22 protein-coding genes are annotated in these 25,083 nt (G+C 73.5%); 15 read left to right on the forward strand and 7 right to left on the reverse strand.

The window, feature by feature from the left end; all coding sequences use genetic code 11:
• Positions 1-132: 132 nt before the first annotated feature.
• Complete coding sequence (locus ABD832_RS04855; protein WP_344888939.1) at positions 133-822, reverse strand: response regulator transcription factor; 690 nt, start codon at positions 820-822, stop codon at positions 133-135.
• A 244-nt stretch (positions 823-1,066) separates the two neighbouring features.
• Between ABD832_RS04855 and ABD832_RS04860 the strand changes: the two genes are divergently transcribed.
• From ABD832_RS04860 to ABD832_RS04890, 7 genes are all read left to right on the forward strand, one after another.
• On the forward strand, positions 1,067-1,579 hold the full coding sequence (locus tag ABD832_RS04860) for an SSI family serine proteinase inhibitor (RefSeq protein ID WP_344888942.1): 513 nt from the start codon (positions 1,067-1,069) through the stop codon (positions 1,577-1,579).
• Positions 1,580-1,670: 91 nt separating this feature from the next.
• A complete protein-coding gene (locus ABD832_RS04865; protein WP_344888945.1) occupies positions 1,671-2,522 on the forward strand; it encodes an arylamine N-acetyltransferase family protein in 852 nt (283 codons plus the stop codon).
• A gap of 350 nt (positions 2,523-2,872) precedes the next feature.
• Entirely contained in the window at positions 2,873-4,450 is a 1,578-nt protein-coding gene (locus ABD832_RS04870; protein WP_344888948.1) for a serine/threonine-protein kinase, read from the forward strand.
• Positions 4,451-5,287: 837 nt separating this feature from the next.
• On the forward strand, positions 5,288-6,565 hold the full coding sequence (locus ABD832_RS04875; RefSeq protein WP_344888951.1) for a hypothetical protein: 1,278 nt from the start codon (positions 5,288-5,290) through the stop codon (positions 6,563-6,565).
• Positions 6,558-8,162, forward strand: coding sequence for a serine/threonine-protein kinase (locus ABD832_RS04880; protein ID WP_344888954.1), 1,605 nt, complete (start codon positions 6,558-6,560; stop codon positions 8,160-8,162). The genes ABD832_RS04875 and ABD832_RS04880 overlap by 8 nt, the downstream gene beginning before the upstream one ends.
• Positions 8,155-8,304, forward strand: a complete 150-nt coding sequence (locus ABD832_RS04885) for a hypothetical protein (protein WP_344888957.1) — start codon at positions 8,155-8,157, stop codon at positions 8,302-8,304. Before ABD832_RS04880 ends, ABD832_RS04885 begins: the two co-directional genes overlap by 8 nt.
• Entirely contained in the window at positions 8,301-9,683 is a 1,383-nt protein-coding gene (locus ABD832_RS04890; RefSeq protein ID WP_344888960.1) for a serine/threonine-protein kinase, read from the forward strand. The genes ABD832_RS04885 and ABD832_RS04890 overlap by 4 nt, the downstream gene beginning before the upstream one ends.
• A gap of 121 nt (positions 9,684-9,804) precedes the next feature.
• On the opposite strand, the gene ABD832_RS04895 is transcribed toward ABD832_RS04890, so the two are convergent.
• Entirely contained in the window at positions 9,805-10,815 is a 1,011-nt protein-coding gene (locus ABD832_RS04895) for a winged helix-turn-helix transcriptional regulator (protein WP_344888963.1), read from the reverse strand.
• Between the two features lie 286 nt (positions 10,816-11,101).
• On the opposite strand from ABD832_RS04895, the gene ABD832_RS04900 reads away from it, so the two are divergent.
• Entirely contained in the window at positions 11,102-11,293 is a 192-nt protein-coding gene (locus tag ABD832_RS04900) for a hypothetical protein (protein WP_344888966.1), read from the forward strand.
• 200 nt (positions 11,294-11,493) lie between these two features.
• Here ABD832_RS04900 and ABD832_RS04905 read toward each other — a convergent pair whose 3' ends face one another.
• The gene (locus tag ABD832_RS04905; protein WP_344888969.1) at positions 11,494-11,805 is read right to left on the reverse strand and encodes a DUF3817 domain-containing protein; all 312 of its coding nucleotides are present in this window, start codon (positions 11,803-11,805) and stop codon (positions 11,494-11,496) included.
• A 118-nt stretch (positions 11,806-11,923) separates the two neighbouring features.
• Positions 11,924-12,766 (reverse strand): SURF1 family protein, encoded by an 843-nt coding sequence (locus ABD832_RS04910; RefSeq protein WP_344888972.1) that lies wholly within the window; start codon positions 12,764-12,766, stop codon positions 11,924-11,926.
• A 176-nt stretch (positions 12,767-12,942) separates the two neighbouring features.
• Here ABD832_RS04910 and ABD832_RS04915 point away from each other — a divergent pair, with 176 nt between their 5' ends.
• Both ABD832_RS04915 and ABD832_RS04920 read left to right on the forward strand, forming a co-directional pair.
• Complete coding sequence (locus ABD832_RS04915; RefSeq protein WP_344888975.1) at positions 12,943-13,119, forward strand: hypothetical protein; 177 nt, start codon at positions 12,943-12,945, stop codon at positions 13,117-13,119.
• Between the two features lie 214 nt (positions 13,120-13,333).
• On the forward strand, positions 13,334-14,791 hold the full coding sequence (locus ABD832_RS04920) for a flavin-containing monooxygenase (RefSeq protein WP_344888978.1): 1,458 nt from the start codon (positions 13,334-13,336) through the stop codon (positions 14,789-14,791).
• A gap of 84 nt (positions 14,792-14,875) precedes the next feature.
• Here ABD832_RS04920 and ABD832_RS04925 read toward each other — a convergent pair whose 3' ends face one another.
• Positions 14,876-16,696, reverse strand: a complete 1,821-nt coding sequence (locus tag ABD832_RS04925) for a gamma-glutamyltransferase family protein (RefSeq protein WP_344888981.1) — start codon at positions 16,694-16,696, stop codon at positions 14,876-14,878.
• A 131-nt stretch (positions 16,697-16,827) separates the two neighbouring features.
• Here ABD832_RS04925 and ABD832_RS04930 point away from each other — a divergent pair, with 131 nt between their 5' ends.
• The 4 genes from ABD832_RS04930 (at position 16,828) to ABD832_RS04945 (ending at position 20,675) form a co-directional block, all read left to right on the forward strand.
• Positions 16,828-17,961 carry a sensor histidine kinase gene (locus ABD832_RS04930; RefSeq protein WP_344888984.1) on the forward strand — a complete coding sequence of 378 codons (1,134 nt, stop codon included), beginning with the start codon at positions 16,828-16,830 and terminating at the stop codon, positions 17,959-17,961.
• Entirely contained in the window at positions 17,958-18,605 is a 648-nt protein-coding gene (locus ABD832_RS04935) for a response regulator transcription factor (protein ID WP_344888987.1), read from the forward strand. Before ABD832_RS04930 ends, ABD832_RS04935 begins: the two co-directional genes overlap by 4 nt.
• 133 nt (positions 18,606-18,738) lie before the next feature.
• Positions 18,739-19,029 (forward strand): SHOCT domain-containing protein, encoded by a 291-nt coding sequence (locus ABD832_RS04940; protein WP_344888990.1) that lies wholly within the window; start codon positions 18,739-18,741, stop codon positions 19,027-19,029.
• 233 nt (positions 19,030-19,262) lie between these two features.
• Positions 19,263-20,675, forward strand: coding sequence for a tetratricopeptide repeat protein (locus tag ABD832_RS04945; protein WP_344888993.1), 1,413 nt, complete (start codon positions 19,263-19,265; stop codon positions 20,673-20,675).
• 95 nt (positions 20,676-20,770) lie between these two features.
• On the opposite strand, the gene ald is transcribed toward ABD832_RS04945, so the two are convergent.
• Entirely contained in the window at positions 20,771-21,886 is a 1,116-nt protein-coding gene (ald, locus tag ABD832_RS04950) for an alanine dehydrogenase (protein WP_344888996.1), read from the reverse strand.
• 90 nt (positions 21,887-21,976) lie between these two features.
• Complete coding sequence (locus tag ABD832_RS04955) at positions 21,977-23,371, reverse strand: aspartate aminotransferase family protein (RefSeq protein ID WP_344888998.1); 1,395 nt, start codon at positions 23,369-23,371, stop codon at positions 21,977-21,979.
• 279 nt (positions 23,372-23,650) lie between these two features.
• Here ABD832_RS04955 and ABD832_RS04960 point away from each other — a divergent pair, with 279 nt between their 5' ends.
• The gene (locus ABD832_RS04960) at positions 23,651-24,997 is read left to right on the forward strand and encodes a M20/M25/M40 family metallo-hydrolase (RefSeq protein WP_344889001.1); all 1,347 of its coding nucleotides are present in this window, start codon (positions 23,651-23,653) and stop codon (positions 24,995-24,997) included.
• Positions 24,998-25,083: the final 86 nt, after the last annotated feature.

Raw genomic sequence — 25,083 nt, forward strand, 5'->3', positions numbered from 1 at the left:
CCGCGCTCCGGCCCCCGTCGGCCGCGCTCCGGCCCCCGTCGGCCGCGCTCGGGACGCCGCCGGAGCGCGCGGGCGCTCACCCGCGGCCCGGCCCGTACCGCGCGGTCACGGCGTGAGGCCCGTACCGCGCGGTCACGGCTTGACGAGGGCGTAGCCGACACCGTGGACGGTACGGACGACGCCGGGCCCCAGCTTGCGGCGCAGGGCCCGGACGTGGCTGTCGACCGTGCGGGTGGCCGCGGCCTCGGAGAAGCCCCAGATGTCGGTCAGCAGGCGCTCCCTCTCGAAGACCTGCCCGGGGCGTTCGGCCATGCGGCAGAGCAGGTCGAACTCGGTCCTGGTCAGCTGGGCCTCGGTGCCCCTCACGTAGACCCGGCGCTCGGCGGTGTCGATCTCGACGTCGGCGACGCGGATGACCGTGTCGTCCACGGCGAGCTGTGAGGCCCGTTCGACCCTGCGCAGCAGGGCGTGCACCCGGGCGACCAGCTCGCGCATGCTGAACGGTTTGGCCATGTAGTCGTCGGCCCCGACCCCGAGCCCCACCAGCAGGTCGGTCTCCTCCCCCAGCGCGGTGAGCATGAGCACCGGCACCGGCCTGGCCGCCTGCATCCGCCGGCACACCTCCAGGCCGTCGAGACCGGGCAGCAGGCGGTCCAGCACCACCACGTCGGGCCCTATCCTCGCGTAGGCGATCAGCGCCGCCTCCCCGTCCCCGGCGATCTGCACGTCGAAGCCCTCGGCGGCCAGCCGGTGGCGTACGGCCCGCGCGATCGTCTCGTCGTCCTCGACCACGAGGACGCGTCGTTGCTGAGGGGTTGCCATGCTCGGCAGCGTAGACCGGAGCGGTGCAGAAGACCTGTGGTGAATTGTGAAGGTTTGGCGCACGAGCAGGCCGTCGGCGCCGCCCGTACGCGAACACCCTGCGCGCCGATCGTGACGGATTTTACCGACCGGTGAAAATCTTGACCCGTGCCTGAAAACCGTCGCTTGGTGACGGGATCACGGCAGGTCAGGCTGGGAACACCGAACATCATGTGATCTGGGGATGATAGCGATGAGGCCATTCATGAGGCATATCGTCTGCCTTGCAGCCCTCACCGGCTGGATGGCCACCTTCGGGGTGTCGCCCGCGAGCGCCGATCCGGGCGGCGGGCCGTCGCCGGAGGCGCCGATCACGGCGCGGGTGCCGGACTCGTCCGGGCCTTCGCGTCCGGCGGGCCCGTCGGATCCGGTGGAGCGGCGGGGCGGGTCCACCGGCCTCATCCTGGGCCGGGCGGTCGTGCTCGCCATCAACCAGGGGGCGACCATCTCGCCGACCACCCGGGTCGTGGTGCTGCAGTGCACGCCGATCAGGGGAGGAACGCACCCGAAGACACAGAACGCGTGTACGGCCCTGATCCGCGTGAACGGCGACGTGGGAAAGATCAAGCCGTCGACGAAGGCGTTCTGCCCCCTGATCTACGACCCGGTCACGATATCGGCGGGCGGCATCTGGGACGGCCGGTTCTACGTGTCCTCCCAGACCTTCAGCAACAGCTGCGTGCTGCGGAACTCGCTCGGGGACATCGCCGTCTTCTGACCGTGACGGGACCCCCTTCTTCTGACCGCGACGGGACCCCCGTCTTCTGACCGTGACGGGGACCCGCCCGCGGCCGGGCTACCGTGTCAGGGTGATCGATGTACCCGCATACCTCCGCAGGATCGGTGCCCGGGTGGACGGCCCCCCGAGCGTGGAGTCGCTGCACCTGCTCCACCGGGCCCACGCCGAACGCGTGCCGTACGAATGCCTGGAGATCTGGCTCGGACGCTCCACCACGGTGGATCCCGCGGAGTCGGCGGCCCGGATCATCCGGGGCAGGGGCGGTTACTGCTACCACCTGAACGGCGCCTTCTCCGAGGTGCTCCGGGAACTGGGCTACCGGGTGACCAGGCACGTCGGCGGGGTCCAGGGGCGCCCCGAGGACCCGGCGGGGGCGACCGGCAACCATCTGGTGCTCACGGTGTCCGGTCTGCCCGACCCGCAGAATCCCGGTGGCGAGTGGCTGGTCGACCTGGGAATGGGCGACGGGCTGCACGCTCCCCTGCCGCTCGTCGCGGGCACCTACCGGCAGGGGCCCTTCACCTACGGCCTGCGTCCCTCGGAGGCAGAGCCCGGCGGATGGCGCTTCGACCACGACCCGCGCGGTTCCTTCGCCGGCATGGACTTCCGTACCGCACCCGCGCGGATGCCGGAGTTCGCCGGGACGCACGAGTTCCTGTCCACCTCGCCGGAGTCGGGGTTCGTCCGCGTGGCCACGGTCGCGCGACGCGACGCCGGAGGCACCGACATCCTGCGCGGCCTCGTCCTCACCCGTGCCGGCGACCGGGAGCACAGCCTCACCGCGGAGACCGAGCGCGACTACTTCGAGGTGCTGGCCGACGTCTTCGCGCTCCCGCTGACCGACGTCACCCCGGCCGAACGGGCCGCGCTGTGGCGGCGCCTGTGGACCGCCCACGAGAAGTGGGCGGCGGATCGCGGCTGACCCCTTCCGCTCCCCGGGCCTCCCCGTTCCCCGGGCCGCCCCGCTCCACGCCGTCCCGCTCCAGGCCGTCCCGTTCCCCGGGCCGCCCCGCTCCACGCCGTCCCGCTCCAGGCCGTCCCGCTCCCCGGGCCGTCCCGCGCGGACCGAGGGAACCGGCCCCCGCCCCCGGGCCGCCCCGCTCCGGTCGCGGGATCGGGTGGCCGCCTCGTCACCTCTTCCGGGTCTTTGCGAGGATTCCCCTGTCCCATGAGGGCAGGGGCCGGAAACGAATACGACGGCGAAGTCCCAGTTCGTTGGTTCATGTGCCACTAAGTGACTATGTTGCTGTCCGCGATGGGATGGCGAACGGGGTGAGCAGGATCGACACTCAAGTGCTGGCAGGCCGCTACCGGCTGCTCAACCCCCTCGGCGAGGGCGGGGCGGGCACGGTCTGGCTCGCCGCCGACGAGACGCTCGGCCGCGACGTGGCGGTGAAGGAGGTACGGATCCCGCCCGGCCTCGACGCCGCCGGGCGGCAGGAGGTCTGTGCCGCGGCGCTCCGCGAGGCCAACCTCGCCGCCCGGCTCAAGCATCCCTCGATCGTGACCGTCCACGACGTGGTCATCGAGCAGGACCGTCCCTGGCTCGTCATGGAGCTGCTCTCGGGCGCGTCGCTGGAGCAGACCGTCCGCGACCGCAGCCCGCTCCCCGTCCACCAGGTGGCCAGGATCGGGGTCGGCATCGTCAGCGCGCTGGGCGCCGCCCACGCCGCCGGGGTGGTCCATCGTGACGTCAAGCCGGGCAACGTCTTCCTGACCAGGACGGGCAAGGCCGTCCTCACCGACTTCGGCGTCGCGGTCGTCGAGGGCGAGGGCACCTCCAGCCGTACCGACCACCTGGTCGGCTCGCCCAACTACATCGCGCCCGAACGGCTCCGCGGCGAGCGCGGCGGCCCGGCCTCCGACCTGTGGTCCCTCGGCGCCACCCTCTACTTCGCCGTCGAGGGGACGCCCCCGCACCCGGCGGAGAGCCCGATCGCGGCGATCGGCCGGGTGCTCACCGAACCGCCCAGGCCGCCCGAGCGGGCGGGCGCGCTGGGCCCGCTGCTGATGCTCATGCTCGACCCGGTGCCCGAGGCCCGGCCGTCCTTCGACGCGGTCGCCCGTTCCCTGGGCGAGCTGGCCTCCGGGCGCACGGCCGTCGCCCTGCCGCACGTCCCGGACCGTCCCGCGCCCGCGCCGTCCTACGCGCACGGCGGCGTCGTACCGCCGGACGGGCGGAGCCGGAGGCGCGCGGTGCTGTGGGCCGCCGCCGAGGTCGCGGCGGTCGCGGCGGTCGTCGGGATCACCTTCGGCGTGACGTTCCTGTTCGCCTCGGACTCCACGGCCGCCGAGGAGAAGAAGGCCGTGCTCAGCGAGAGTCCCGGCGTCTTCGCCACACCGGTGGACGTCTGCGCGCTCATCCCCGCGGCCATGGCAGGCCGGCTGCTGCCCGCTCCGGCGGAGGGCAAGCCCACCAACGACGGGGGGTGCCAGTGGCCGACCAGCGGGGCCGGGCTGGAGGTGCGCCTGTCCGGGGACAAGCAGTGGGGCAAGAGCCCCCGCCAGGCCCACGAGCTGTTCGTGAACCGGCGCAACGGCGTCATCCCCAGCGGCGAGAACGCCTGGAGCTGGCCGGAGATCCAGGCCGGCCTGCGCTCGTCCCGCTCCACCGCGCCCAGGACGGTGAAGCCCGTCGGGGACGAGTCCTTCGGCTACGACGTCTACGAGAACCGGAAGACCGGCAGACTGGAGCAGAGCTACGTGGTCGTACGCGTGGACAACCTCGTTCTCGACGTCGGCTACAGCGTGGTCGACGGCAGCAAGGACGGACCGGCGATCCAGGCCGGCGCCCACACCGCCGCGACATGGATCGCGAACGCGTTGAACAAGCAGAAAGCTGGCGAATGAACCATCCAGACCTCCCCCGACCCCAGGGCAGGCACGCCGGTGGGCAGGCTCCCGCGCCGGGACCGGGGGTCGCCGGAGCCGAGGGCGCGCCGATGCTTGAGCAGAGCTCGCTGGAGCAGGTGATCGCCCGGTTCGGGCCGATGTCCCCGCAGCAGACCGCGGTGGTCGGCCTGGCCGTGCTGGACCGGCTCGTGTCCATGCACATGCAGGGCATGCTCCACGGTGACGTGCGGCCGAGTTCGGTGCTGCTCGGCCCGCACGACCAGATCACGCTCGCCACCCCCTCCCTGCCGTCCTCGCTCTTCACCTCCCCCGAGGGCGTGACCAGCCCGGCCGCCGACCTGTGGTCGCTCGGCGCGACCCTGTACACCGCGGTCGAGGGCCGTCCGCCGTCGCCCGGAGCCTCCCTGGACAACGCCGGGCCGATCGCCCCGGTCCTGTTTCGCCTGCTCGCCGGGGAACCCTCCCAGCGGCCGGACCCGGCCACCCTGCGCGCCGCGCTGGTCGACGTCTCCCGGTACCGTCCCGGGTCGCCCTCCCCCGCGGACGTGCCCCCGCCGGTCCCGCAGAACGTGCCCCCGCCCGTCCCGGGGGCCTCCGGTACGGACGCGTCCCCCCCGCTTCGGTGTCGACGCGCTCGGTCCCTCCGCCACGCCGGCCCCCTTCTCCTCCGGGTCGTCGCCCGCCTTCCCCCAGGCGGGAGCCTCTTCGCAGACGGCGGCCTTCCCCCAGGGGACCGTCCCGGGCGCCGGGATCCCGGAGACGACCGGACCCACCGGACCCACCGGACCGACAGGGCGGGAGGAGCGCGGGGACGTCCAGCCCGCCGAGGGGGACGTGACCGCGCCCTTCAGGAAGACCCTGAACGACCAGATCTCCGACATCACGGCCGGCCTCACCCTGCGGGACGTCCCGGACCCCCGGCAGGCCCCGTTCCCCTCCCAGGACGTCTCCGCATCCCGGCACCCGTCGGGTTCGTCACCCGTCCACGACCCGCTCGCGTCCCGGCAGGACCCGCCCGGACCGCCGGACGCGTCCACCGCCCGGCACGACCCTCCCGGAGGCCCGGACACGCCCGCCGCCTGGCTCGCCCTGCCCCCGGGCTCCCCGGCCCGGACGGCGCAGCAGGGCCCCTGGCAGGGATCGCCGTCCGGGGCGCAGGGTCCCTGGCGGGAGCCGTCGGGCGCTCACCAGGGACCGCCGCGCCCCTCGCACGCCGGACCGCCCCAGCAGGGCCCGCCCGGCCCGCAGGACCGGGAACGGCCGCAGGGGTCGGGGCCGCACGAGGCGCTGCGGGGACCCGGCCTGCCGGAGCCCGGACGGCAGGACCCGTCGCAGCCCGGCACGCCCTTCCCGCCGGGGCCGCCGCCCCGGTCCGCGCACGGCCGGGCCGAGGTGAGCGGCGCGAGCGGCACCGCCGGTGCGCCCCGCGGGCCGGAGGACGAGCCGACCGAGCGCTCCACGAGGACGGCGGGGGTGCTCGTCCCCAAGCCCGTGGTGGCGCTGACCGGGGCACTGCTGTTCGGCATGGCGGTCGCCATCGGCGTGCTGCTCACCTCGGTGCTCACGAACCCGGTCGCCGACGCGTTCCCCTCGGAGCCTCCGGGCGCCAAGGGCCGATTCGCCACGGCGCCCCGGGCCTGCAGCCTGCTCGACGAGAAGCAGGCCGCCGAGGTCGTCCCCGGCTTCAGGAGCTCCGAGGTCGAGCATTCCGCGTGCGACTGGCTCAACCAGCAGGACTGGCGCAAGCCCAACGTGGAGAAGTACGACCTGCGGGTCCGGTTGATCGCGCAGAAGGAGGTCGCGCGGGCCAGGGAGTACCTGGCCGGCAGGAAGAAGGACATGCTCGACAGGGGCCTGCTGGCCACCCCGAAGCCCGCCCCGCCCAAGGACCTGAGCGGCATCGGCGAGGAGGCGTTCACCGCGAGCACGTCCAACTCCATCAACCTGTACGGCGGCTCCTACAAGACGACCGTGATCTTCCGGGTCAGCAACCTGATCGCCGAGGTCGACTACGAGCGGGGCGGCGTCAAGGAGGATCCGGACGGCCACATCGGCCAAGGCGCGCTGAAGGTGGCGCGGTGGCTCACCGAGTCCCTGAAGACCGATGACTGACGGACCGGCCGGCCGGGCGGCCGGCCCGCTGCCCGTGCTGGCCGGCCGCTACCGGGCCCTGGAGAAGCTGGGCGCGGGCGGCATGGGCGTGGTGTGGCGGGCCCGCGACGAGCTGCTGCACCGCGAGGTGGCCATCAAGGAGGTCACGCTCGACCCGAAGCTGCCCGAGGCGCAGCGCACCGAGACGCGCGAGCGCACCATGCGCGAGGCCCGCGCCGCCGCCCGGCTGGGGCACCCGTCCATCGTCGCCGTCCACGACGTCGTCGCCCAGGACGGCCGCCCGTGGATCGTGATGGACCTGGTCCGGGGGCGTTCGCTGCACCAGGCGATCCGGGCCGGCGGGCCGCTGCCGCCGCACCGGGTGGCCGCGATCGGCCTGGCCGTCCTGGACGCGCTGGCCCTCGCGCACAGCCGGGGCATCATGCACCGGGACGTGAAACCGGCCAACATCATGCTCTCCGACGACGGCGAGGTGCTGCTGACCGACTTCGGCATCGCCACCGTCGAGGGCGACGTCCAGCTCACCTCACCGGACGCGCTGGTCGGCTCTCCCGGCTACATCGCCCCCGAGCGGCTGCGCGGCCAGGGCGACGGGCCCGCCGCCGACCTGTGGTCCCTGGGCGCGACCCTGTACGCGGCCGTCGAGGGCCGGGGGCCCTTCCAGCGCGGCACGCCGGTCGCCACCCTCGGGGCGGTGCTCACCCAGGAGACGCCCTTCCCCTCCCGTGCCGGGGAGCTGGCCCCCGTCCTGCTGGCCGTCCTGGCCAAGGATCCCCGGCACCGGCCGGGAGAGGCCGGGTTGCGCGCCGCGCTGCGGCGGGTCGCCCAGGGGCTGCCCGCGGGCCCGCTCGCCCCGGCGACCGTGCCGCGTCAGGAACCGCGGGTGGCGGACGGGACCGGGACGCCGCAGGGGACGGGGGTCCCCGCGGACCGGGTCCCCGCCCCGGCCGGGCGGCGCCGTACCGGCCTGATCGCCGGAGCCGCGGTGGGCGCGGTGGCGGTGGTGGCGACCGGGGTGGTCCTGCTGACCGGGGACGATCCCGGGGCGTCCACGGTGCCGCAGCCGTCCGGAGCGGCGCGGACGGCGCAGGCCGGACGCTTCGCCACCGCTCCCGAACCGTGCTCGCTGCTGTCCGTCTCGCAGGCCCTGACCGTGGTGCCCGGCGCGTCGTCCTCGCCGATGGAGTCCCAGAGGGGCGAGGAACCCTACTGCGTCTGGGACGACCCCGAGGACGACCCGCCCGACCGCCGGCTGAGCGTCGCGGTCGGCCACAAGACCCCGGTCCCCGGCAAGAGCGGCCCCGAGACCGCCCACGCGTTCTTCGCCTCCGAGCGCGCCAGGACCGTCGCCGACGAGGGCAGCGGCCCGTTCGGCACCACCGGGCCGCTCAGGAAGATCGACCGGATGGGGGCCGAGGCGTTCACCTACGACGTCGTCAGCCTGGAGCGGGTCTCCTGCGTCATCCGGTTCCGGGTGAGCAACCTGCTCGTCAAGGTCGACCTCTCCGAGGACGGGAAACGGGCCGGTACGCCGCTGCGGCGGCAGGCCCTGCGGATAGCGCGCCAGATCTCCGAGGAGCTGAACAGCCGTGACTGAGAACGGCACGCCCCGAGCCGCCCGCCCCGCCCTGACCGCCCTGGCCGCCCGTACCGCCCTGACCGGGCCCGGCGCCGTCACCGGCCGTGCCCGGCCCGGCCCGGACACCCGTAGCGGTACCGGCACCGGGGGGACCGGATGACCGACCCCACCCTGCTGGCCGGACGTTACCGCCTGCTGGAACGCCGCGACCACACGGGCACGACCTGGCGCTCGCGTGACGAGCTGCTCCGCCGCGACGTGACGATCGCGGAGGTGCGGCTGCCGCCACCGGGGCCGTACCGGGAGGGGCTGCTCGCGCAGATCCGCGCCGCGGCGGGTCTGCGGCACCCGGGCGTCACCGCCCTGCACGACGTGATCCCGGGCCATGACCGGCTCTGGCTGGTCATGGAGGCGGTCGAGGGACGCTCGCTGCTGCAGACCGTCAGGGCCGACGGCCCGCTCTCCGACGAGCGGGCGGCCGAGGTCGGGCTCCGGGTGCTGGACGCGCTGACCGCCGCCCGCGAGCAGGGGGTCCACCTGGCCGCCACCCCCGACACCGTGCTGCTCACCCGGAGCGGGCGGGTGGTGCTGACCGGTGTGGTCGCCCTCGCAACCGGTGACGAGTTCCACGACCTCGGCGCCACCCTGTTCACCGCCGTCGAGGGGCGGACGCCCGGGACCGGTGAACGCCCGGTGCCCGTGATCGGGGACGGGACGCCCCTGGCCGCGCCGGCCACCGGCCCCGTGGGCTCCACGGGTTCGGGCCCGCTGGTCCCGCTGGTGGAGGAGCTGCTGACGTCCGACTCGGGCCACCGCCCCGACGCCACCTCGGTACGGCTGACGCTGGAGAGGATCGCCCCGGGAGCGGCTCCCGGTCCGGCCCGGTCCGGCCCCGGCCGGGTGGGCGGGATCGGCGCGGGGTCGCGCAGGACGCTCCTCGCAGCCGTCGTCGCCCTGGCCGTCCTGCTGGTCGGCGGTGGCCTCGTCGTCTGGCTCCGGCCCCGTCCCGCCGAGCCGGCACCGGCCACCACCGCACCCGTCACGTTGCCCACGACGTTCACCCGCGAGCCCGACCCCTGCACGCTGCTGTCCGCCGACCAGGCGGCCACGCTGGAGCTGGAGACCACCGCCAGGAAGTCGGGGGACCGCGAGTGCCGGTGGAACACCGACACCAGGCAGCCGAGCAACCTGCGCTACACCCTGCGGATCTTCGCCGCCCGCCTGCCCTCCGACGAGAGAGCCCGGGAGGTCTACGCGCGTTTCCTCACGCAGGAGCAGGCGCGGACCAGGACGGCCGCGGGCCTGCCGCTCACGGTGACCAGGCCCGCCACCCCGGTGGCCGGAACGGGATCCGAGGCCTACACCGTCGAGGGCACCAACACGCTCACCTACTACAGCTCGACGGTCTTCCGCGCGGCCAACCTCGTGGTCAGCGTCCAGTACGAGCGCGGTTCGGCCGAGGACGCCGGCAACAGCACGCGCGAGGGCGTCTCGACGGCCACCCGGTGGGTCCTGGAAAAGCTCGCCCGGGCGAGATGACCCCGTCGGCATCGGCGGAGCCCCGCCGTCACCGGGGAGCGCCGCCTCCGGGAAGCCCCGCCTTTGGGAAGCGCCGCCGACGTGGAGTGCCCCCGCCGTGGAGTGCCCCCGCCGGGAAGCGTCATCGGCGGGGAGCGCCACCGCAGGGAGCGCCGTCGGCGGGGAGCACGAAGCGGACCGCGCGGCGTTCGAGCGGCCCTCCGCAGGCCCGGCAGAGCAGGACCGGGCGGGAGGCCGTACCGCAGAACGTGTGGGTGATGGAGAACGCCGAGCCCGCCGGGACGGGAAGCTCGCGCTGGGCCCAGTCGACCAGGAAGGCGAAGACCGAGAAGAAGGCCAGCCCCTTGTCGGTGAGGCGGTAGGAGCCGTCCGGCCGGGAACCGAAGACGTCCAGGTCGACGAAACGGCGCAGCCGGTCGGTGAGCACCGACGGCGCGATGCCCAGGCCGGACTGGAAGTCGACGAAGCGGCGGACGCCGAGGAAGGCCCCCACCAGCACCCCGCTGCTCCAGCGGTCGCCGAGGATCTCCATGGACGCCGGGCGGTAGCCGATCGGGTCGGCGGGGGCACCGGGGCGGACCGTACGGCGGTGCAGCCGGGGAGATCCGATCGCCTCGGACGAGGCGGCCGCGCGGGACGCGGGGCCGCCGCGGCGGGGCGGGCCGGTCAGGGCGGTCGCGACCGGTGAGCCGTTCTCGGTCCGGGTGTCGCGGGCGCTCATCGGCCTCAGGCAGGTTCCGCAGCCGAGATAGGGCTCGGCGTCCCGGCCGCACCGCTCGTGCAGCAGCGGCGGGAGCCCTCCCGGGGCGACCCAGTCGCGTTCCCACACCTGGATGGCCGTCAGCAGCGTCCACAACCGCAGCCCGCGCTCCGTCAGCCGGTACTCGTGGCGGGTGCGGCCGTCGCGGTAGGCCGACAGCTCGAAGACGCCGTGGCCGACCAGTTCCCTGAGGCGGGCGGCGAGCACCGACTCGGAGATGCCCAGCGCGTCGCGCCAGCCGGCGAAGGTCCTGATCCGCAGCAGGAACGCCCGCTGCAGGATCAGCAGCACCCACCGGTCCGCCAGGATCGCCAGTGCCTGCCCGATCGCACCGAGCTCGGTCCGCCTCGGCTCCCGCTCAGCGCCGCTCACACCCCGCCCTTCCACCCTGCCGCCGTCCGTACGGGCGCCCGTTCCCGGTGGGCACGGTCGTGCCCGTCGGCCCGCATCGCCGGTGTCACCGGCGTTCCCGGGCTCCGGTGGACGCGGCGGGAATCGTGCCCCTCTGACGGGCGCGGTGAACATCCGGTTCCCGGCGGGATGGCGGCGATCACGATATATCTCGGTCGGAACCACCGGGACGGGTCCATACGTTGAACCGGCGACGCACAATGAACTACAGACGGGGCGCCCGCCCCGCGTTCGGAGGATGTTGAGGATGTCGCCCGTCCAGAAGTACGCGATCGGCGCCGGAGCAGTGGTGTTCCTGTCGTGGCTGTTCCTGCCGAGTTTCGTGACGATGCTGATCCTCCTGGGCGTCGTCGCCGCCCCGGTCGTCGGCTACCTGATGCTCGACCCGTCCCAGCGCGCGCGGCTCAAGCGCTCCCGCCGCCGCGGTCTCGGCCGCTGAGGCGGCGCCGGAGGCATGCCCGGCCGGGCGTCGGCCCTGCCGGGGCCGGCGCCCGCCCTCGGATCCCCGCCGCCCGACCGGCCCGGTGCCCTCCGGGCCGGTCCCCTCCGGGCCGGAGCTCTATCCGGCCGGGGCTCTACCGGGCCGCGTCCTGACGGGCCGGGGCTCTGCCGGGTCATGTCCTGGCGGGCCGGGGCCGGTCAGGCGGCGGGGGTGGCGAGCTCCGCCTCCACGCGGCGGGTGACCTTGCGCTCGAACACGAACGACAGCAGCGGCACGGTGCCCGCGAGCATCACGCCGAGGATGTAGGGCCAGGTCCACCGGGCCTTCATGCCCAGGTTCATCGTGGCCACGAGATAGAGCATGTAGAGGAAGCCGTGGATCGGAGAGACGATCTTCGAGGGCTCCTCGATGCCGAAGCCGTACCTGAGCACGATGCAGGTGACCAGGACGAGCAACATCACGCCGACGATGTACGCCAGGACACGGAAGGGCTTGAGAGCGGATTCCACGGTCGGTTACCTCGGTCTTGAAGTTCGCGGTTCACGGGGCGGTGCGGGAACGGGGTGCTGCGGGAACGGGGCGGTGAGGGCGGGGGTCACGACGTCGTCCGGTCCCGATGATTCCGGTTCACGGCGCGGCACGGGTCCGCAGCGCGGTCCCGGTCTCCGCGGGCGTGCCGGTGACGTCCATCGTCGCGGTCGTGGCACCCGTCGGGGCCGTCGGGCCGGCCTCGTCCCCGGACGCGCCGGTCCCCTCCGCCCGGCCGCGGAGCGCGTCGCGCACGAAGTGCCACCACATGAAGACCGCGAACAGCCCGAAGATCCACCACTGGGCGGCGTAGGCGAGGTTCCGCCAGGTCAGCCCGCCGGGCTCGGTCGGCGGGGAGATGCTCACCGGCTGAAGGGCGACCGCGGGGGCGGGCGACTGGGAGGCGGCCACCACGAACCCGTTGCGCAGCTTCACCCCCCGCCACAGGTTGATCAGTTCGGCCGACGAGACCGTCATCACCTGTCCCTGCGGCAGTTGCCGGGGCCTGCGCTGCACGCTGTCGGTGTCCTCCGACGGCTGCAGCCTCCCGCTGACGGTCACCCTGCCCTCGGGCACCGCCGTCGCCGGGTCCTGGGCCGTGGCCACCCTGCCGCGCACGATCGGGACGGCCGTGCCGTCGCCGAGGTCGAGCGCGGTGAGCACCCACAGGCCGCCTTCGCGTCCGGCCACCAGGAGCTGCCTGGAGGGGTCGAAGGTGCCCTCCGCGGTCACCCGGCGGCCGATCATGTCGGCCGTCAGGTGCCGTCCGGGCGTGGTGAGCGAGGCGACCGCCACCGGGGCCGGGTCGAGCGTCGACCGGGGCCTGCCGGAGTCCTCGAAGACACCCAGCTGCCACCTGCCCAGCAGCCCGCACGTGACGAGCGCTCCGATCGCGAGCAGGTGGAGCGCCACCACTCGGGCGGAGAACAGGATCCGGAGCATGACACCACGCTATCCGTCCCGGTCGGTGGTCCCGTCCCCAGCACCCACCCCGATCCGGTACCGGTACGTTCCGCCTCCGGCCTGGGCTCCCCAAGATCCGGCACTCGATACGGGCTTTCACGAAAGTGCCACAAACCAGTGTTGGGGAGGTGTCCCGTGTCGCTAAAGTCATCCCCATGTCAGATCCTCAGCAGATTGACCCCGCGGGCAACACCCAGGCGTTCCGCGCGTTCGCCCAGCGCAAGGACCCGGAGGCCGCCCCCGAGAAGCGGTCGCTCGCCCTGCCGATCACGGCGGCCGTGGTGGTCGCGGTGCTGGTCGTCGTCGCCGTGGTCGCGTACCTGATGCTCTGATCCTCCGGCGGCCTCCCGAGGACCGCGAGGGCCCCTCCACGACCCCCGGGGTCTCGGAGAGGCTCCCGGACGCTCCCCGGAGGACGTTCACGAGGACGTTCAGGGGCCCGCGGGCCCCTTTTGCGCCGATGGCCCCCGCCCTCGGCGCTTTTCGCGTTCCCCGCAGGAGCACGCCGGAGAGGTCGTCACCGGGAACGGCCGGCGAGGAGGCCGTATGAACACGCGTCCCGGGATCACGATCATCGGTTCCGGTTTCGCCGGGCTGGGCATGGCGATCAAGCTCAAGGAGGCCGGGTACCACGACTTCGTCATCCTGGAGAAGGCCGCCGAGCTCGGCGGGACCTGGCGGGACAACACCTACCCCGGCTGCGCCTGCGACGTCCCCTCGCACATGTACTCCTTCTCCTACGAGCTCAACCCCGGCTGGTCGCGGATGTTCTCCCCGGGGGCCGAGATCCAGGACTACCTGCGGGCATGCGCCGACAGGTACGGCCTGGGACCGCACCTGAGATTCGGCCGGGAGGTCGTCGGGCTGGAGTACGACGACGCGGCGCGTGACTGGCGGGTGAGCCTCTCGGACGGCGAGAGCCTCACCACCAACGCCGTGGTCTCGGCGACGGGAGCGCTGCACGTGCCGTCGCTGCCCGCGATCCCCGGCCGCGAGACCTTCTTGGGCCCGTCCTTCCACTCGGCCGGCTGGGACCACTCGGTGGACCTGACCGGCAGGCGGGTCGCCGTCGTCGGCACCGGGGCCTCGGCGGTCCAGTTCGTTCCCCAGATCGCCCCGCGCGTCTCCCGCCTGCACCTCTTCCAGCGCACGCCGCCCTGGATCCAGCCCAGGCCGGACTTCCCCTTCTCGCCGCGGGCCAAGCGGTTCCTCGCCCTGCCCGGCGCGGCCCGCGCGCTGCGCGCATCGATCTACTGGGCGCTGGAGACCCGGGCGCTGGGCTTCGCCGTGGACCCGCGCCTGATGAGGGTCCACGAGACCTCGGCCCGGCGGCACCTGGCCGCCCAGGTGCCCGACCCGGAGCTGCGCGCCCGGCTGACCCCGGACTACACGATCGGCTGCAAGCGCATCCTGATCTCCAACGACTACTATCCGGCCCTGACGAGGGAGAACGTCGAGGTGATCACCGACGGGGTGCGGGAGATCAGGGAGAACTCGATCGTCGACGCCACCGGCCGGGAGACCGAGGTCGACGTGATCGTGTACGGCACCGGCTTCAAGGTCACCGACGCCCTGGGCGAGCAGCGGATCGTCGGCAGGAACGGCAGGAAGATCCAGGACGCCTGGCAGGACGGCGTGGAGGCGTACCACGGCATCACCACGACGGGCTTCCCCAACCTGTTCTTCCTGCTCGGCCCCAACACCGGCCTGGGCCACAACTCGGTCGTCTTCATGATCGAGGCCCAGGTCCGGTACGTCCTGGACTGCCTGCGCCTGCTGTCGAGGACCAAGGCCAGGGCGCTGGACGTCCGGCCCGAGGCGCAGCGCGCCTACAACGACCGCCTGCGCGCGCGGCTGGACCGGCTGGTCTGGAGCCAGGGCGGCTGCCGTAGCTGGTACCTCGACGAGCACGGCGTCAACAGGGCCGTCTGGCCGGGCTTCACCTTCGAGTACTGGGCGCGCACCCGGAGGCCGAGGCCCGCGGCCTTCGAGCTCATCCCCTGACCCGCGGCGCGCGTCCCCGATCCCGGTGACGCGCACGGGCTCCCGGGCGGGGGTGTCCCGGCCCGGGAGCCCGCACGACCTCGGTTACCTGCGCTCGCTGACCACCAGGGCGCTGCCGCCGCCGCGCCGGGTCGGCTCGGCGACCGCCTGGAGCCTGCCGCGCGACAGGAACTCGACCGCCGTGGCCGCGCCGATCTCGGGGTTCAGCACCAGGCTGTGCCCCCGGCCGGTCAGCTCGGCGCCGTAGCGGTCGAGGTAGGCCTGCTCGGCCTGGGTCTGCGCGGTGTTGCGCTGCGTGGCACGCGGGGCGGCCAGCGCCTCGGGCAGCGACATGCCCAGGTCCCAGCGGTTGACCAGGATCTGCAGCACGGTGGTGATGATCGTGGAACCACCGGGCGAGCCCAGCGCGAGCAGCGGCTTCCCGTCGGACAGCACGATCGTCGGCGCCATCGAGGAACGGGGCCGCTTGCCCGGCCCGGGCAGGTTCGGGTCGCCCGGTGCCGGGCCGAGGGTGAAGTCGGTCATCTCGTTGTTGAGCAGGAAGCCCCGGCCGGGGACGACGATGCCGTTGCCACCGGTCGACTCGATGGTGATGTTGTAGGCGACCACGTTGCCCCAGCGGTCGGTGACCACCAGGTGGGTGGTCTCGGGACCCTCAGGAGCGGCCTCGGTCGTCTGGGCCGACGGCGTGACCGGGCACGGCCCGTACGTCCCGTCGGGGGTGCCCGGGGCGGCCGGGTGCGGCATGGCCCGCTCACCGATCAGGCAGGCGCGCTCCTTGGCGAACCCGTCGGAGAGCAGTTCCCCGACCGGGACGCCCGGGATGTCGCCCACGTACTTCCCGCGGTCGGCGAAGGCCAGCCGGGAGGCCTCCAGGTACTCGTGCTGGCCGACCTCGGGCAGCGCCTCCAGGATGTTCAGCGCCTCCCCGACCGTCGTGCCCCCCGAGGACGGCGGCTCCATGCCGTACACGTCCATGCCCTTGTACGTCATCTTCGTGGGCGGCCGCTCCAGCGCGCGGTAGGCCCTCAGGTCGGACGTCTCCATCAGCCCGGGACGCACGTTGCGGGTGGAGCCCGGCGTGACCGGCGGCTTCTTGACGGTGGCCACGATCTCGGCGCCGAGGGGGCCGCGGTAGAGCCAGTCGCCCCCGCGCCTGCCAAGCGTGCGGTAGGTCTCGGCCAGCTCGGGGTTGCGGAAGGTGGAGCCGACCGGCGGCGGGGCACCCCCGGGCAGGTAGAGCCGGGCGGTGGAGGTGAAGTCCTTGAACCGGGCCGCGTTGGCCGCGGTCTGGTCGTGGAAGGTCTTGTCGACCGTGAACCCCTTGGAGGCGACCTCGACCGCGGGCCGCAGGGCCTGGCGCAGCGAGAGCGTGCCGAACCTGCGCAGCGCCAGCTCCCACTGGGCCACGCTGCCGGGGATCCCGGCCGACAGCCCGCTGGTGACGGCCTCCTCGAACGGGATGCCCTCCAGGGACGTGGAGGTCATCGCCCTGGGCGCGGTCTCCCGGCCGTCGATCGTGTGGACCTTCTTGCGGCGCGCGTCGTAGTAGACGATGAACCCGCCTCCGGCCAGCCCGGCCGAGTAGGGCTCGGTCACGCCCAGCGTGGCCGCGGCCGCGACCGCGGCGTCGATGGCGTTGCCGCCCCGGCGCAGCACCCCCAGCGCGGCCTTGCTCGCGTCGAGGTCGACGGTCGAGACCGCGCCCCCGTACCCCTCGGCGACGGGTTTCTTCTCCGCCCGGGGTGGTTGCGGCGGCGTCTGCGACGCCGGTGCGAGCGTGCCCGGGGGCGCCTGGGGTGGCGCCGACAGCGCCTGCGAGGACGCCGCCGCGGGGTTGACGAGCAGGACGGAACTTCCCGCGAGGATCCCCGCCAGGGGGACGGCGACACGACGATTGATCATTGATGACCTCCCGCAGACAGCTTGGCCCAGTCTCCGAGCCTTGTCAGCCCCTTCCCTACCCCGGACGAAGTACCACCTTCTGCCCCACCGGATGGACGCGTCCGCGGGGGAACGTCCGTACAGTGCTGGACGTGCACGTCAAACCCCGCCCGGCGGACCTGCTGCTGCCCCTCGTCGCGGGGTTCTTCCAGGTCGTGGGCACGCTCGCCGCGCAGCGCTGGCAGATCCACGCCCCGGACCTGCTCCGCACCCCGCTCGACCCGCTGGGCTGGGCACTGCTGCTGACCGGCCCCCTCGCCCTCGTGGTACGCCGCCACCCGGTTTTCGGCATGCTCGTCGCGGTGGACTCGACCGCGCTCTTCATGGCCCTGGGCTATTCCTACGGCCCGGTCTTCCTCAGCCCGGTGATCGCGTTCCACCACGCCGTGGCCGCCGGTCACCGGCGGGTGGCCTGGCCGGTCTGGGCCGCGGCCTACGGCTTCGTCGTGGTCTACACGGTCTGGTTCGCCCCGGTCCCCACCCGCGACTGGTTCCACCTCCTCACGGTGGCCGCGCTGATGGGCCTGGTGCTGGTGGTCGCGGAGTTCTCCCGGACCCGCAGGGAGCGGCGGGCCGAGCGCGCCCGGACCGAGGAGGAGGAGTCGCGCCGGCAGGCCAGCGAGGAGCGGCTGACCATGGCCCAGGAGCTGCACGACGTGCTCGCGCACAACATCTCCCTCATCCACGTGCAGGCCTCCACCGCCCTGCACCTCATCGACGAGCATCCCGAGCAGGCGCGGACCGCGCTCACCACGATCAAGCAGGCGTCCAAGGACGTGCTGACCGAGATGCGCTCGGTGCTCAGCGTGCTCCGCGACGACGCTCCGCGCTCCCCCACCGCCGGGCTCGGCCTGCTCGACGACCTCGTCGGCCGCACCGGGCTGCCGGTGGAGCGGGAGGTCACCGGCGAGGTCAGGCCGCTGCCCGCCGAGGTCGACCGGGCCGGGTACCGCATCGCGCAGGAGGCCCTGACCAACGTCACCCGGCACGCCCCGGGGGCGTCGGTCAGGCTCGTGCTCGACTACGGGCCGCGCACGCTGACGGTCCGGGTCACCGACTCGGGCGGCGAGGGCGGCGAGGTCCACACGGAGGGCCTGGGGGGCGGGAACGGCCTTCCGGGCATGCGGGAGCGGGCCTCCGCCCTCGGGGGAACGCTGACCGCCACCCGCCACGGCCGGGGCTTCCGCGTCGAGGCCCGGCTCCCGATCCCGGAGACACCCGAATGATCAAGATCGTTCTCGCCGACGACCAGGCGCTCGTCAGGGCCGGGTTCCGCGCCCTGCTGGACGCCCAGCCCGGCATGACCGTGGTGGGCGAGGCCGGGGACGGCGCCCAGGCCCTGCGGCTGGCCGCCGAGACCCGACCCGACGTGATCCTGATGGACATCCGGATGCCCGGCATGGACGGGCTGACCGCCACCCGCGAGATGCCCCCCGGCCCGAAGATCATCATTTTGACCACCTTCGAGCTGGACGAGTACGTCTTCGAGGCCCTGCGCAACGGCGCCAGCGGTTTCCTGGTCAAGGACACCGAACCGGCCGAGCTCATCCAGGCCGTGCGGGTGGTGGCCGCGGGCGACGCCCTGCTCTCCCCCGGGGTGACCCGGCGCCTGATCGCCGAGTACGCCAGCCGCGCCAAGGAGCCCCGGCGCACCCGCGAGCTCGGCCCGCTCACCGAGCGGGAGCGCGAGGTCCTCGCCCTGGTCGGCACCGGCATGACCAACGACGAGATCGCCGACACGCTGTTCATGAGCCCCGCCACCGCCAAGACCCATGTGAGCCGGGCCATGATGAAGCTCCACGCCCGCGACCGCGCCCAGCTCGTCGTCATCGCCTACGAGTCCGGCCTGGTCCGCCCCGGCTGGGCCTGACGCCCCCCGGCCCCCGGTTCCCCGGCCTCCCGGCCGCGCCGTACACCGTCCGGGGTAGGGCGGGATGGGCCGGCGGGGCGATTCGCGGCGGGGCCCCCGGCGGGAGGCTTGACGTGTCGAAGGAGGTGAGGACATGGACGTCCTCTCGATGGTCCCGTCAATGGTCCCGCACGGCGGGCCCGGACCGTGGTGGCCGGTGTTCCCGGCCTTCTGGATCGTGTTCTGGATCGTGGTGGCGACGCTGGCGTTCCGGGCCCGTCGTGCGGGCCGGGGGCCGTGGGCCGCGCACCGCACGCCCCCGGCGGCTCCCCCGCAGAGCCCGACCGCGGCGGCCGAGCAGATCGTCGCCGAGCGGTACGCCCGCGGCGAGATGAGCGGCGACGAGTACCTGGAGCGCGTGTCGGTGCTCCGAAGCGGCGCCTGACCGATATCCCGGCCGTCAGGTCGCCCGCCCGTCCGCCCGGCCCGTCCGCTTGCCCGAGGGCGGCCGGCCGCTCGATCGAGAGCGGCCGGCCGCCCGTCCGGGAGCGGACGGACGGCCGCGGGTCCGGAATCGGGAACGGCGCGGGCTCGATGTGCATGATTACCTTCCGTCACCGATCGGTTACGTGTCACCCTGTGATCTGTCGGCCACGTGCCGTCAGCGAGGAGGGTGACATGGAATGGGGGCCCGACGACCCGGAGACGACCGCGGGGCTGGTGCCCACTCCCCGCATGCCCGCGCACGAGGACGACGCCGACGGCGAGACCGGGCTGCTGCTCGCCGCGCACGGCGGTGACGTGCAGGCCGCCCACCTGCTCGGCCGCCACTTCGCGCAGCGGGGCGACCGGTCGGCGGCCCGGCACTGGTGGGAGCGCGCCGCCGCCGCGGGCAACCTCGACAGTGCCTACAACCTGGGCGTCTGGCACGAGAAGCACGGCAGCCCCGGGGACGCCGCCAGGTGGTACGAGCTGGCGGCGAAGGCCGGTGACGTCGAGGCCGCGGTGAACCTGGCCACGCTCCTGCTCGACCAGCACGGCGACGTCCCGGCCGCCCGCCGCTGGTTCGAGACCGCGGCCAGGGCGGGCTCGCGGGGGGCCGCCAGGCGGCTCGCGCTGCTCTGCGAGGACTGCAGGGAGGCCGAGACCGCCGGGGAGTGGCACCGCAGGGCGGCGATGGACGGCGACCTCGCCTCCGCCCACGACCTGGGGTTCCTCGCCTACGCCTCCGGGGAGGAGGACGAGACGCTGCGCTGGTGGGAGCTGGCGGCCCGGGGCGGCCACGCCGACGCGGCCTACCATCTGGGGCTGTTCCTGCAGGCCAACCGGGACCCGGAGGGGGCGGAGGCGTTCTTCCGGCTGGCCGCCAGGAACGAGCACCCCGGCGCCGCGTCCCAGCTCGGCGGCATCGCGCTCTCCCTGGGGGACCTGCGCACCGCCCGCGCCTGGTTCGAGCGCGCGGCCTGCACCGGCCGGATCGACGACCAGCGGACGGCCGGGTTCGTGTGCGTGGAGATGAGCGACGCGCAGGGGGCCAGCCACTGGTTCAGCCGGGCCGCGGCGGGTGGAGACCCCGAGGCGGCCTTCAATTTCGGTCTGCTCCTCATCGCCGAGCACAGCGATCTTCAGGGCGGGCAGCACTGGTTCCGCCAGGCGGCACAGGCCGGTCACCATCGGGCCGCGGTGGAGCTGGCCGCGCTGCTGTCGGCCGCGGGTTTCGCCCGCGAGGCCGAGCGCTGGCTGCGCGATCCGCCGTCCCCGCTGTGGGACCGGGCCACCGAGCCCGAGCTGGTCGCCAGGGCCGAGCTGGCCGCGGCCGCCGTCGCCCGGCGGGGCGGCACCCCGCTGAGGGTCTCCGACCTGACCGAGGTGCTCGGCACCTGGGATCTCGTCACCCGGCCGCTGCGCGACCACACCGACGTCACGACCTGGCTGACCGAGCGGAGCGGGCTGCCGCGGGGTGCCGTCGAGCACCTGGCGTCCGTACGGGCCACGCTGCTGCGTCCCGGCGGGGCGCCCTGGCCGACCCCGGTGGAGATCGAGCACGTCCTGGTCACCGCCCGCGCGCTGCGCACGGCCCTGCCCACGTGACCGGGCCGTGGGGCCGATCACGGGACAGGGTCGATCACGCGGGGACGGGACGATCTGGGCCGTAGGGCAGCGGGTCGTACGGCCGGGCGGGGAGGTCAGGCGGCGAGGGCCTCGGAGACCGGCACGTGCGGCAGGCCGAGGGAGAGGCCGACCTGCTCGTTGGTGAGCCGGCCAGCGTGCGTGTTGAGGCCCGGCGCGAGGGAGGCGTCCCGCTGGAGCGCGGCCCTCCAGCCGAGGTCGGCCAGCTTGACCGCGTAGGGCAGCGTGGCGTTGGTCAGCGCGTAGGTGGAGGTGTGGGCCACCGATCCGGGCATGTTGGCCACGCAGTAGAAGATCGAGTCGTGCACCCGGTAGGTCGGCTCGGCGTGCGTGGTCGGCCGGGAGTCCTCGAAGCAGCCGCCCTGGTCGATCGCGATGTCGACGAGCACCGAGCCCTTCTTCATCCGGGAGACCAGCTCGTTGGAGACCAGCGTCGGGGCCTTGGCGCCGGGGATCAGCACCGCGCCGATGACCAGGTCGGCCTCCAGGACCTCCCTCTCGATCGCGTACGAGGTCGAGACGAGGGTCTTCATCCGGCCCTGGTAGATCGCGTCGATGAAGCGCAGGCGGTCCACGTTGAGGTCCAGGACGGTGACGTCCGCGCCCATGCCCACCGCGATCTGGGCGGCGTTGAGCCCGGACACGCCGCCCCCGATGACGACCACCTTGGCGGGGGCCACCCCGGGCACGCCGCCGGGCAGCACCCCGCGCCCGCCGTTGAAGCGCATCAGGTTGTACGCCCCCACCTGCGGGGCCAGCCGGCCCGCGACCTCCGACATCGGCGCGAGCAGCGGCAGGGTGTTGCCGACCTGGACGGTCTCGTACGCGATGGCGGTGACCTGCCGCTCCAGCAGGGCGGCGGTGCACTCGCGACCGGCGGCGAGGTGCAGGTAGGTGAAGAGCACCTGGCCGGGGCGCATGCGGTGGTACTCCTCCGCGATGGGCTCCTTCACCTTGAGGATCATCTCGGCCTGACCCCACACCTCGTCGGCGGAGTCGAGGATCTTGGCCCCGGCGCCGAGGTACTCCTCGTCGGGCAGGTGCGAGCCGAGGCCCGCGTCACGCTGGACGTAGACCTCGTGACCGTGGCGGACGAGCTCGTGCACCCCTGCCGGGGTGGCCGCGACGCGGTACTCGTGGTTCTTGACCTCGGTGGGGACGCCGATCTTCATTGATCTTCCCTTTCCTGGCTTCGGTACGGTGGGACTCCCGGGGCGTCGGCGGTGACCCGACGGCCCCGGCCGGGGGCACCGGCCCCGCGTTCACAGACGGCTCCACGCCTCCGTCAGCACCGAGCGGAGGATGGACTCGATCTCGTCGAACTCCGCCGGGCCGCAGATCAGCGGCGGCGCGAGCTGGACGACCGGGTCGCCGCGGTCGTCGGCGCGGCAGTACAGCCCCGCCTCGTAGAGGGCACCGGACAGGAAGCCCCGGATGAGGCGCTCGGACTCCTCGGCGGTGAAGGTCTCCTTGGTGGCCTTGTCCTTGACCAGCTCGACGCCCCAGAAGTAGCCCGAGCCGCGCACGTCGCCGACGATCGGCAGGTCGAGCAGGCGCTCCAGGGTGGAGCGGAAGACCGGCTCGTTGCGGGTGACGTGGCCGAGCAGGTCCTCGCGCTCGAACAGGTCGAGGTTGGCCAGCGCGACGGCCGAGGAGACCGGGTGCCCGCCGAAGGTGTAGCCGTGGGCGAACATCTCGCTGCCGCTCTTGAACGGCTCGAACAGCCGGTCGGAGACGATCATGGCGCCGATCGGCGAGTAGCCGCTGGTCATGCCCTTGGCGCAGGTGATGATGTCGGGGACGTAGTCGAACTTCTGCCCGCCGAACATGGTGCCGAGCCGGCCGAAGGCGCAGATGACCTCGTCCGAGACGAGCAGCACGTCGTACTCGTCGCAGATCTCCCGCAGCCGCTTGAAGTAGCCGGGAGGCGGCGGGAAGCACCCGCCGGCGTTCTGCACCGGCTCGACGAAGACGGCGGCCACGGTGTCGGGGCCCTCCATCTCGATGGCGCGGGCGACGCGCTCGGCGGCCCAGAAACCGTACTGCTCGGGCGTCATGCCGGGCACGCCGGTGATCTCGTCGGCCCGGTAGTGGTTGGTGTTGGGCACCCGGACCGACCCCGGGACCAGCGGCTCGAACATCTGCTTGAAGGCCGGGATGCCGGTGATCGACAGGGCGCCCTGCGGGGTGCCGTGGTAGGCCACCTGACGGCTGATGACCTTGTGCTTGAGCGGCCTGCCGGTCATCTTGAAGTACTGCTTGGCGAGCTTCCAGGCGCTCTCGACGGCCTCGCCGCCGCCGGTGGTGAAGAAGACCCGGTTGAGGTCGCCGGGGGTCTCCGCGGCCAGGCGCTGCGCCAGCTCGACGGCCTTGGGGTGGGCGTAGGACCACAGCGGGAAGAACGCCAGCTCCTGGGCCTGCTTGGCGGCGGCCTCGGCCAGCTCGCTGCGGCCGTGCCCGGCCTGGACCACGAACAGGCCGGCGAGCCCGTCGAGGTAGCGCTTGCCGCGCACGTCGTAGATGGAGGAGCCCTCACCCCGGACGATCATCGGCACCTCGGCGCCCTCGTACGCGCCGTGCCGGGTGAAGTGCATCCACAGGTTGTCCTGGGCGGCCTTCATGAGGGAGGCCACGTCGGTGTTCTCAGGGTGCGTCATGGCGATCTTTCCTTGTCGGGCCGGGCTTCCCACAGTCTGCACTCCAGAAAGGTTCTTGCCAAGTGAAAGCGTGGCATTGGAGTGCGAGAACCCCGGAATCCGCAAAACCGTCATGTAACAACGACGAAATCCGCGATGGTACGGCGGGGCGCGCCGGGTCCGCCCGGCCCCGGTTCCACCGGGCGGAACCGGGGTGTGCTGGAATCGTGCGCGGACACGGCCGTCCCGGCCGTTGTGGTGCAATGGGACGCACCAGATATAGAGATTCGAGGGAACGTCGTGACTCCTGACGAGATCGAGAACGCCGTCACCGCCGGCATGCCTCAGGCGATCGCGGACCTCAAGCGGCTCGTCGCCATCCCTTCGGTCGCCTTCCCCGGTCATCCGGAGGAGCCGGTCCACGCGGCCGCCGCGCTGACCGAGGAGCTGCTGCGCAGCGCCGGACTGCCGCACGTCCGGCAGATCCCCGTCGAGGGCAGCTTCCCGGCCGTCTACGCCGAGGCCCCGGCCCCGCCCGGCGCGCCGACCGTGCTGCTGTACGCGCACTACGACGTGCAGCCCGCCGGCGACCCGGCGCTCTGGCGCACCTCGCCCTTCGAGCCGACCGAGATCGACGGCGCGATCTACGGCCGCGGCGCGGCCGACGACAAGTCCGGGGTCCTCTCGCACGTCGCGGCGCTCCGCGCCTTCCAGGGCCGCTTCCCGGTCGGCGTCCGGGTCGTCATCGAGGGCCAGGAGGAGTACGCGGGCGAGCGGCTGGAGTCCTTCGTCGAGCAGAACCCCGAGCTGTTCCGCGCCGACGCGATCGTGGTCGCCGACACCGGCAACCCCAGGGTGGGCGACCCGTCGGTGACGACCTCGCTGCGCGGCATGGGCGCCTTCACGATCGAGGTGCGCACCCTGCGGGAGTCGCTGCACAGCGGCTCGTTCGGCGGCGCCGCCCCGGACGCGCTGGCCGCGCTGATCCGGATGCTGGCCGCCCTGCACGACGACCACGGCGACATCCGGGTGCCGGGCCTGCCGCGCGGCAGCTTCCTCGGCGCAGGCCCGTCGGAGGAGGACTTCCGGGCCACCGCGGGCGTGCTGGACGGCGTCTCGCTGGTCGGCTCGGGTTCGCTGGCCGACCGGCTGTGGGCCTCGTACGCGATCACGGTCACCGGCCTGGACGTGCCGTCGGTCTCCGGCGCCATCAACGCGGTCCAGGCCGTCGCCAGGGCCAGGGTGACCGTGCGGGTGCCCCCCGCGGGCGACCCCAAGACGACCGTCGAGGCCGTGGTCGACTTCCTGCGGCAGGTCGCCCCCTGGGGCGTCCAGGTCGAGATCGGCGAGTACAACATGGGCTCGGGCTACCTCGCCGACACCGGTGGGGCCGCCCGCTCCGCGCTGAACCGGGCCATGGAACGCGCCTTCGGCCGCCCCCCGCGCGACATCGGCGCCGGCGGCTCGATTCCGCTCGTCTCCACCCTCGTCCGGCAGTTCCCGGCCGCCACGGTCCTGCTCTTCGGCGCCGAGGACGACGACGCGGCGATCCACGCCCCGAACGAGCGGGTCGACATCGAGGAGTTCCGCCGCACCGCCACCGCCGAGGCGCTCTTCCTGCACGAGTACGGCTCCGCGACCGCCTGACGGCCGTCGGACCCGTCCGCCGGGGGCGTCGCGTCTCGCACGCCACCGGCGGACGGCCCTTCAGAGGGGACCGTGCGGCCTCGCGG

The organism is Streptosporangium longisporum, assembly GCF_039534895.1.
In the GTDB taxonomy this organism is placed as follows: domain Bacteria; phylum Actinomycetota; class Actinomycetes; order Streptosporangiales; family Streptosporangiaceae; genus Streptosporangium; species Streptosporangium longisporum.

Excerpts from the sequence above, each read along its gene's own strand:
- ABD832_RS04855 (WP_344888939.1), bottom strand. The coding sequence starts at position 822 with ATGGCAACCCCTCAGCAACGACGCGTCCTCGTGGTCGAGGACGACGAG.
- ABD832_RS04860 (WP_344888942.1), top strand. The coding sequence starts at position 1,067 with ATGAGGCATATCGTCTGCCTTGCAGCCCTCACCGGCTGGATGGCCACC.
- ABD832_RS04880 (WP_344888954.1), top strand. The coding sequence starts at position 6,558 with ATGACTGACGGACCGGCCGGCCGGGCGGCCGGCCCGCTGCCCGTGCTG.
- ABD832_RS04890 (WP_344888960.1), top strand. The coding sequence starts at position 8,301 with ATGACCGACCCCACCCTGCTGGCCGGACGTTACCGCCTGCTGGAACGC.
- ABD832_RS04900 (WP_344888966.1), top strand. The coding sequence starts at position 11,102 with ATGTCGCCCGTCCAGAAGTACGCGATCGGCGCCGGAGCAGTGGTGTTC.
- ABD832_RS04910 (WP_344888972.1), bottom strand. The coding sequence starts at position 12,766 with ATGCTCCGGATCCTGTTCTCCGCCCGAGTGGTGGCGCTCCACCTGCTC.
- ABD832_RS04915 (WP_344888975.1), top strand. The coding sequence starts at position 12,943 with ATGTCAGATCCTCAGCAGATTGACCCCGCGGGCAACACCCAGGCGTTC.
- ABD832_RS04920 (WP_344888978.1), top strand. The coding sequence starts at position 13,334 with ATGAACACGCGTCCCGGGATCACGATCATCGGTTCCGGTTTCGCCGGG.
- ABD832_RS04925 (WP_344888981.1), bottom strand. The coding sequence starts at position 16,696 with ATGATCAATCGTCGTGTCGCCGTCCCCCTGGCGGGGATCCTCGCGGGA.
- ABD832_RS04935 (WP_344888987.1), top strand. The coding sequence starts at position 17,958 with ATGATCAAGATCGTTCTCGCCGACGACCAGGCGCTCGTCAGGGCCGGG.
- ABD832_RS04940 (WP_344888990.1), top strand. The coding sequence starts at position 18,739 with ATGGACGTCCTCTCGATGGTCCCGTCAATGGTCCCGCACGGCGGGCCC.
- ABD832_RS04945 (WP_344888993.1), top strand. The coding sequence starts at position 19,263 with ATGGAATGGGGGCCCGACGACCCGGAGACGACCGCGGGGCTGGTGCCC.
- ald (WP_344888996.1), bottom strand. The coding sequence starts at position 21,886 with ATGAAGATCGGCGTCCCCACCGAGGTCAAGAACCACGAGTACCGCGTC.
- ABD832_RS04955 (WP_344888998.1), bottom strand. The coding sequence starts at position 23,371 with ATGACGCACCCTGAGAACACCGACGTGGCCTCCCTCATGAAGGCCGCC.